This window comes from Pseudomonas sp. Colony2, from assembly GCF_019382755.1.
In the GTDB taxonomy this organism is placed as follows: Bacteria; Pseudomonadota; Gammaproteobacteria; order Pseudomonadales; family Pseudomonadaceae; genus Aquipseudomonas.
The window spans coordinates 4,134,853-4,143,097 of the sequence record NZ_CP080030.1 but is presented as its reverse complement, the minus strand read 5'-3'; the positions used below and the strand labels follow the sequence as shown (position 1 = coordinate 4,143,097).

Below are 8,245 nucleotides of genomic sequence, written 5' to 3'. Positions count from 1 at the left end.
AGTTGTCGTAACCCAGGTTCGGCGCCAGCCAGCGTTCGGTCACGCTCAGGTCCTGGTCCTTGCGGGCGGTGTAGCTGGCGACCTGGTCCTTGTCGATCTTGCCCACCGCAAAGTACTGCGCCTGCGGGTGAGCGAAGTACCAGCCGCTGACCGCCGCTGCCGGGAACATCGCGTAGTGCTCGGTCAGGAACACGCCGCTGCGGCCGGCGTGCATCTCCTGGGCTTCAGGGTCCAGCAGTTGGAACAACTGGGCCTTCTCGGTGTGATCCGGGCACGCCGGGTAACCCGGGGCAGGGCGGATACCGCTGTACTGCTCCTTGATCAGCGCTTCGTTATCCAGCACTTCGTCCTTGGCGTAGCCCCAGTGCTCTTTACGCACCTGCTGGTGCAGCCACTCGGCGCAGGCTTCGGCCAGGCGGTCGGCCAGGGCCTTGACCATGATCGAGTTGTAGTCATCGCCGGCGTCCTGGTAGGCCTTGGCGACTTCTTCGGCACCGATGCCGGCGGTGGTGATAAAGCCACCGATGTAGTCGGTTACGCCGCTGTCCTTGGGCGCGACGAAGTCGGCCAGGGAGAAGTTCGGCTTGCCGTCGGTCTTGATGATCTGCTGGCGCAAATGGTGCAGCCTGGCAATCGGCTGGCCGTCATCGCCGTAGACTTCCAGGTCATCGTCCTGCACCTGGTTGGTCGGCCAGAAACCGAACACCGCGCGGGCGCTGATGAGTTTTTCGTCGATCAGCTTCTTGAGCATTTCCTGTGCGTCGGCGTACAGCGCCGTCGCCGCTTCACCCACCACTTCATCGGTGAGGATGCGCGGGAACTTGCCGGCCAGGTCCCAGGAGATGAAGAACGGTGTCCAGTCGATGTACTCGGCCAGGATGTTGAGATCGATGTTGTCCAGCACCTTGGCGCCGGTAAACGTCGGCTTGACCGGCGTGTAGCTGCTCCAGTCGAACTGCGGCTTCTTGGCGATGGCGGCCGGGTAGCTCAGGCGCTCGGTGCGCGCGCTGCGGTTGGAGGTGCGCTCGCGCACGTCGATGTATTCCAGGCGGGTTTTCTCGACGAATGCCGGCTTCAATTCCTTGGACAGCAACTGCGTCGCCACGCCCACGGCGCGGGAGGCGTCGGTGACGTAGATCACCGCGTCGTTGCTGTATTTGGGCTCGATCTTCACGGCCGTGTGGGCCTTGGAAGTGGTGGCGCCACCGATCATCAGCGGCAGGTGGAAATCCTGGCGCTGCATCTCGCGGGCGACGTGCACCATCTCGTCCAGGGACGGGGTGATCAGCCCCGACAGGCCGATGATGTCGCACTTCTGTTCCTTGGCCACCTGCAGGATTTTCTCGGCCGGGACCATCACGCCCAGGTCGACGATGTCGTAGCCGTTGCAACCCAGCACCACGCCGACGATGTTCTTGCCGATGTCGTGCACGTCGCCCTTCACCGTGGCCATCAGGATCTTGCCCTTGGCTTCCGGCTTGTCGCCTTTTTCCAGCTCGATGAACGGGATCAAGTGGGCCACGGCCTGCTTCATCACCCGGGCGGATTTCACCACCTGGGGCAGGAACATTTTGCCGGCGCCGAACAGGTCGCCGACGATGTTCATGCCGGACATCAGCGGGCCTTCGATCACCTCGATCGGGCGCGCGAACGACTGCCGGGATTCCTCGGTGTCTTCGACAATGTGGGTGGTGATGCCCTTGACCAGCGCGTGTTCCAGGCGCTTGTTGACTTCCCAGCCACGCCATTCTTCGGTCTCGGCTTCCTTGACGCTGCCGTCGCCCTTGTACTTGTCGGCAATGGCGAGGAGGGCGTCGGTGCCTTCCGGGGTGCGGTTGAGCACCACGTCTTCCACCGCGTCACGCAGCTCGGCCGGGATCTGGTCGTAGATCTCCAGCTGGCCGGCGTTGACGATACCCATCGTCAGGCCGTTGCGGATCGCATACAGCAGGAACACCGAGTGGATCGCTTCACGCACCGGGTTGTTGCCACGGAACGAGAACGACACGTTGGACACGCCGCCCGAGGTCAGCGCATACGGCAGCTCGTCGCGGATGTAGGCACAGGCGTTGATGAAATCGACGGCGTAGTTGTTGTGCTCTTCGATACCGGTGGCGACCGCGAAGATGTTCGGGTCGAAGATAATGTCTTCCGGCGGGAAGCCGACTTCATTCACCAGGATGTCGTAGGAGCGTTTGCAGATTTCTTTCTTGCGCGCTTCGGTGTCGGCCTGGCCGGCCTCGTCGAACGCCATCACCACCACCGCCGCGCCGTAGCGCTTGCACAGCCTGGCGTGGTGAATGAACTGCTCCACGCCTTCCTTCATGCTGATGGAGTTGACGATGCCCTTGCCCTGGATGCACTTCAGGCCGGCTTCGATCACTTCCCACTTGGAGGAGTCGATCATGATCGGCACGCGGGAGATGTCCGGCTCGCCGGCAATCAGATTGAGGAAGGTCACCATGGCCTTCTTCGAATCCAGCATGCCTTCGTCCATGTTGATGTCGATCACCTGGGCGCCGGCTTCCACCTGCTGCAGGGCGACTTCCAGGGCCTCGGTGTAGTTGTCTTCACGGATCAAGCGGGCGAAGCGGGCGGAACCGGTGATATTGGTGCGCTCGCCGACGTTGACGAACAGCGAGCTGCGATCGATGGTGAACGGTTCCAGGCCCGACAGGCGGCAGGCTTTCGGAATGTCCGGGATCGGGCGCGGTGCGTAACCGGCCACGGCCTTGGCGATGGCTTCAATATGGCCCGGGGTGGTACCGCAGCAACCACCGACGATGTTCAGGAAGCCGCTCTGGGCGAATTCTTCGATGACCTTGGCGGTTTCCGACGGCAGTTCATCGTACTCGCCGAATTCGTTGGGCAGGCCGGCGTTCGGGTGGGCGGAAACGTGGGTGTTGGCCTTGTTCGACAGCTCTTCCAGGTACGGACGCAGCTCGCTCGCCCCCAGTGCGCAGTTCAGGCCCACAGACAGCGGCTTGGCGTGGCTGACCGAGTTCCAGAAGGCTTCGGTGGTCTGGCCCGACAGGGTGCGGCCGGAGGCGTCGGTGATGGTGCCGGAGATCATGATCGGCAGTTCGACGTTCAATTCTTCGAACACGCCCTGTACGGCGAAGATCGCGGCCTTGGCGTTGAGGGTGTCGAAAATGGTTTCGATCAGGATCAGGTCGGCGCCGCCTTCGATCAGGCCTTTGGTGGCTTCGGTGTAGTTTTCCACCAGCTCATCGAAGGTCACGTTGCGGTAGCCGGGGTTGTTTACGTCGGGCGACAGCGAGCAGGTACGGCTGGTCGGACCGAGCACGCCGGCGACGAAGCGCGGCTTGGCCGGGTTTTCCAGGGTCTTGGCGTCGGCGATCTTGCGCGCCAGGCGCGCGCCTTCTACGTTTAATTCGTAGGCGAGGTCTTCCATGCCGTAGTCGGCCATGGAAATGCGCGTGGCGTTGAAGGTGTTGGTTTCCAGGATGTCGGCGCCGGCATCCAGGTAGGCTTTTTCGATGCCGCCGATCACGTCCGGACGAGTGATCACCAGCAGGTCGTTATTGCCCTTGACGTCGCTCGGCCAGTCGGCGAAGCGTTTGCCACGGTAGTCCTGCTCTTCCAGTTTATAGCTCTGGATCATCGTGCCCATGCCGCCGTCGAGGATCAGGATGCGTTCCTTGAGGGCTTGGTGGAGGGCTTGCAGACGAGCGCTACGATCGGGCATGGGACTACTCTGGTCAGGTATTACGGAGGGCGAAGATCATAACAAACCTGTGCGCTTTTAGAGCATGTGCAGGCTTTGCATGAATATCGCTCATGTTGGCGGGGGCGTTACATCGGTAGACTCGACGGGTTTTTCACTGCACGCATTGAATCGGGACCGGAAACATGTCACTTCGCCTCATCGTCAGCGCCGCGTTTGCGCTGTTCGCCCTCACCGCACAGGCAGAAGGTCCCGCCCCGGCGATCTCTTATACCCGTGACATCCAGCCGATCTTCACCGAGAAATGCGTAGCCTGCCACGCCTGCTACGACTCTGCCTGCCAGCTCAACCTGGGCAGTGCCGAAGGCGCCGCACGTGGCGCGACCAAGGTGCCGGTGTACGACGGCGAGCGCAGCCAGGCCAGCCAGCCCACCCGTTTGTTCTATGACGCCTTCGGCAAAGCCGCCTGGCAGCAAAAGGATTTCTACTCGGTACTCGACGCCCAGGGCAGCCAGGCCGCACTGATGGCGCGCATGCTGGAGCTGGGGCATAACGCGCCGCTCGCGCCCAACGCCAAGCTGCCCGACGACATCGTGCTGGGCCTGAGCCGCGAAAACACCTGCCCGATGCCGGGGGAATTCAACGCCTACGCAGGTAACCACCCGAAGGAAGGCATGCCCCTGGCCGTCACCGGCCTGACCGACCAGCAGTACCAGACCCTGCAACGCTGGCTGGCCTCCGGCGCACCGATCGACGAACAAGGCCTGGCCCCGAGTGCCAAGGAGGCCTTGCAAGTGCAGCAATGGGAAAACCTGTTCAACCAGCCCGGGGCCCGGGAAAGCCTGGTGGCGCGCTGGTTGTTCGAGCACCTGTTCCTTGCCCACATCTACTTTGAAGGCGGCGAGCCGGGGCATTTCTTCCAGTGGGTACGCTCGCGCACCCCGAGCGGGCAGCCGATCGACCTGATCAACACCCGCCGCCCCAACGACGACCCGGGCACCCAGGTGTACTACCGCCTGTGGCCGGTGCAGGGGGTGATCGTGCACAAGACTCACATCACCTATCCGTTCAGCGCCGAGAAGATGGCCCGGATCAAGTCGCTGTTCTATACCGATGACTGGCAGGTGCAAGCCTTGCCGGGCTACGGGCCGGGCCGGCGTGCGAACCCGTTCGAGACCTTCGAGGCGATTCCGGCCAAGGCGCGCTACCAGTTCATGCTGGATAACGCCGAATACTTCGTGCGCACCTTCATTCGCGGGCCGGTATGCCGGGGCCAGATCGCCACGGACGTGATCCGCGACAACTTCTGGACCCTGTTCCAGGACCCCGACCACGACCTGTATATCACCGATGCCCGCTATCGCGGCCAGGCCACGCCGTTGCTGGCGATGCCGGGGCAGATTGACGATGTGGGCAGCGTGCTCAGCCTCTGGCTCAAATACCGCGACAAGCGCAACGAGTACGAAGCGTTGCGCCGGGACAGTTATGCCGACCTGCCGCCGCCGAGTTGGTCGAGCCTGTGGGCGGGCAACGACAACGCCTTGTTGAGCATCTTCCGTCACTTCGACAGCGCCTCGGTGACCAAGGGCTTGATTGGCGAAGTGCCGCAAACCCTGTGGCTGTTCGACTATCCGCTGCTGGAGCGCACCTACTACCAGTTGGCGGTGAATTTCGATGTGTTCGGCAACGTTTCCCATCAGGCCCAGACGCGCCTGTATTTCGACCTGATCCGCAACGGTGCCGAGCAGAACTTCCTGCGCCTGATGCCGGCGGACTCGCGGGATGACCTCCTTGACGATTGGTACCAGAACAGCGGCAAGGTCAAGCTGTGGCTGGACTATGAAGCCATCGACGATGACAAGCCCACGGGCCTCAAGCTCGATGAAAAGGACCCCAAGCGCGACTTCGCCAACCAGTTGCTGGCCCGCTACGGCGACCTGAACGCCAGCCCGGACCCGATCAACCGTTGCGTCAGCGCCTATTGCTCGCGTCCGGGCATTGACCCTGCGTTGCAGGACGCCGAACAGGCCCTGAGCCGCCTGACCAACCGCCCGGCGGCGGGGCTCAAGGTGATCGACCTGTTGCCGGAAGCGACCATGCTGCGCATCGAAACCCGCAGCGGCAAACGTGAGATGTACAGCCTGTTGCGCAACCGCGCCCACAGCAACGTGGCCTTTATGCTCGGTGAGGCTTATCGCTATCAGCCGGGCCTGGACACCGTGACCATCTATCCCGGGGTGCTGAGCAGCTACCCGAACTTCATGTTCAACATTCCGGCGCAGCAAGTGCCGGAGTTTGTCGCTGCCATGGAGAATGCCAAGGACGCCAATCGCTTCGAGAAGATTGTCGACCGCTGGGGCATCCGCCGCAGTCACCCGCAGTTCTGGCAGTACTTCCACGACCTGTCGCAGTACATCCGCGAAACCACGCCGGTGGAAGAGGGCGTGCTGGACATGAACCGCTACGAGAATCTTTGATCGACCTTTGACCGTCGACGGCTGTCCCAAGCCATAGGCACCTGAATAACCGGTGTCGAGGGTTGGGAGAGTGGGTCGACGATGTTGATTTCAGTACAGGCACTGCGCGCCCTGGCGGCCTGGACCGTGGTGGGTCATCACTTCATGCAGATTTTCTTTGGCTTTAAGGCCGATTCGGCGCTGGGCCACCTGTTTGTCGACAAAGGTGCGGCGGGCGTGGATGTGTTTTTTGTGATCAGCGGCCTGGTGATCTTCCTCTCCACCGAGAACAAACAGCTGCCGCCCTGGCGATTCCTGCTGTATCGCCTGCTGCGAATCGTCCCGGCCTACTGGTTCTACACGCTGTTGATGGCGCTGCTGGTGGTATTTGCGCGGCCGGTGTTGCCGGACCAGAGCGTCGATGCGGCCCATGTGTTGATGTCCTTGCTGTTCATACCTTCGGAAAATCCCGGTGGTTATGGGGTGTACCCGACCTTGAATGTCGGCTGGACCCTGAACTACGAGATGCTTTTCTACGTGCTGTTTGCGTGGGCGTTGCTGTTTCGCCGGCAGTGGCGGGTGCTGGTGGTGGGCGCGTTGTTGTTCGCGGTGTGCCAGGCGTGGACTTCGTTTGGCTGGATTAGCGAATTCTATCGTTCGGACATTGTGTATGAGTTCCTGCTGGGGATAGGCATCGGCATGCTTTACCGCAAGGGCTGGATTCGCCCCGGGCTGTGGCTTCCATTACTGGGGATTGCGGGGGCATTGTTGGCGATCTATCACTGGCCGGCATCGCCGCGGGCCCTGACCTGGGGCTTGCCGAGTGCGGTGCTGGTGGTGGCCTGTATCTCGATGGAACGCTATTTCGAGCGCAGCCGGCTGCTCAAGGTGATGGGGGATTGTTCCTACTCGGTCTATCTGATGCACGTGCTGGTGCTGTCGGCGGGTGGTTTTGTCGCCCAGCGTTATGGGGTTAACGCCTACGTGATGCTCGGCGTGTGCGTGGTGCTGATCGCCCTTGGGTCGCTGGCCAGCTACCACTGGCTGGAAAAGGGCAGTTATCGTCGGCTCAAAGGCTGGTTCGATGGCGACGAACGGTTGGTTCTTTCCCGACAAAAATACTAGGACTTTGTACCTCGGTAATAATTTGGCGTAAACTGCCGGCAAGCCTGCGAGGAGTTTCCATGACCGCCATAACCATTACCGACGCCGCCCACGATTACCTGGCTGATCTGCTGTCGAAGCAGAACACCCCGGGCATTGGCATCCGCGTCTTTATCACCCAGCCCGGCACCCAGTACGCTGAGACGTGCATTGCCTACTGCAAGCCGGGAGAAGAAAAACCTGAAGATACGGCGTTGGGGCTGAAAAGCTTCACCGCGTATATCGATGCGTTCAGTGAAGCGTTCCTTGACGATGCGGTGGTTGATTACGCCACGGATCGCATGGGCGGCCAACTGACCATCAAGGCGCCGAACGCCAAAGTGCCGAATGTTAATGCGGATAGCCCGATTAACGAGCGCATCAACTATTACCTGCAGACCGAGATTAATCCTGGGTTGGCCAGCCACGGTGGTCAGGTGAGTCTGATTGACGTGGTTGATGATGGTATTGCTGTGTTGAAGTTTGGTGGCGGTTGCCAGGGCTGCGGCCAGGCGGACGTGACCTTGCGTGAGGGTATTGAGCGTACGCTGCTTGAGCGGGTTCCGGAGCTCAAGGGTGTGCGGGATGTGACTGACCATACGCAGAAAGAAAACGCCTACTACTAAGGGTGTTCGCTGCGGATGTGAAAAACGGCGCCCCGTGAGCGCCGTTTTTTTATGGTTTGGATTAGGTATGTTGTGTACATATCCGTTGTTGCGGTAACGGCCGCTTATGGTTCCGCTCTTACAGCGGGTCACTTTTGGCAAACGCCCCAAAAGTAACCAAAAGGTCTTTGCCCCACCACTCGGTGCCTCGCTTAGGCTCGGCATGCCCGCACTCCGGCACGGCTCCGCGGGCCGCCGCGACGGGCCATCCATGGCCCGGCGCGGCTAAATCGGCATCCTTGCCGATTTACCCGCTCCACCGTGCCTACTTGCGGCCATCGTGGTTGACGGGG

General features: G+C 61.4%; 4 protein-coding genes. 3 read left to right on the top strand and 1 reads right to left on the bottom strand.

Features of this window, described 5'->3' with window-relative positions:
* Positions 1 to 3,709 (bottom strand): methionine synthase (gene metH, locus JV201_RS16340; protein ID WP_219405722.1); only part of this gene is annotated, 3,709 nt, incomplete at its 3' end.
* A gap of 164 nt (positions 3,710 to 3,873) precedes the next feature.
* On the opposite strand from metH, the gene JV201_RS16335 reads away from it, so the two are divergent.
* The 3 genes from JV201_RS16335 to nfuA all read left to right on the top strand — a co-directional run bounded on the left by JV201_RS16335 (position 3,874) and on the right by nfuA (position 7,913).
* Positions 3,874 to 6,165, top strand: coding sequence for a fatty acid cis/trans isomerase (locus JV201_RS16335; protein ID WP_219405721.1), 2,292 nt, complete (start codon positions 3,874 to 3,876; stop codon positions 6,163 to 6,165).
* An 81-nt stretch (positions 6,166 to 6,246) separates the two neighbouring features.
* Positions 6,247 to 7,269: an acyltransferase gene (locus JV201_RS16330; protein ID WP_003210814.1), complete on the top strand. Its 1,023-nt coding sequence runs from the start codon at positions 6,247 to 6,249 to the stop codon at positions 7,267 to 7,269.
* 59 nt (positions 7,270 to 7,328) lie between these two features.
* Positions 7,329 to 7,913: a Fe-S biogenesis protein NfuA gene (gene nfuA / locus JV201_RS16325; protein WP_003210817.1), complete on the top strand. Its 585-nt coding sequence runs from the start codon at positions 7,329 to 7,331 to the stop codon at positions 7,911 to 7,913.
* Positions 7,914 to 8,245 lie beyond the last annotated feature (332 nt).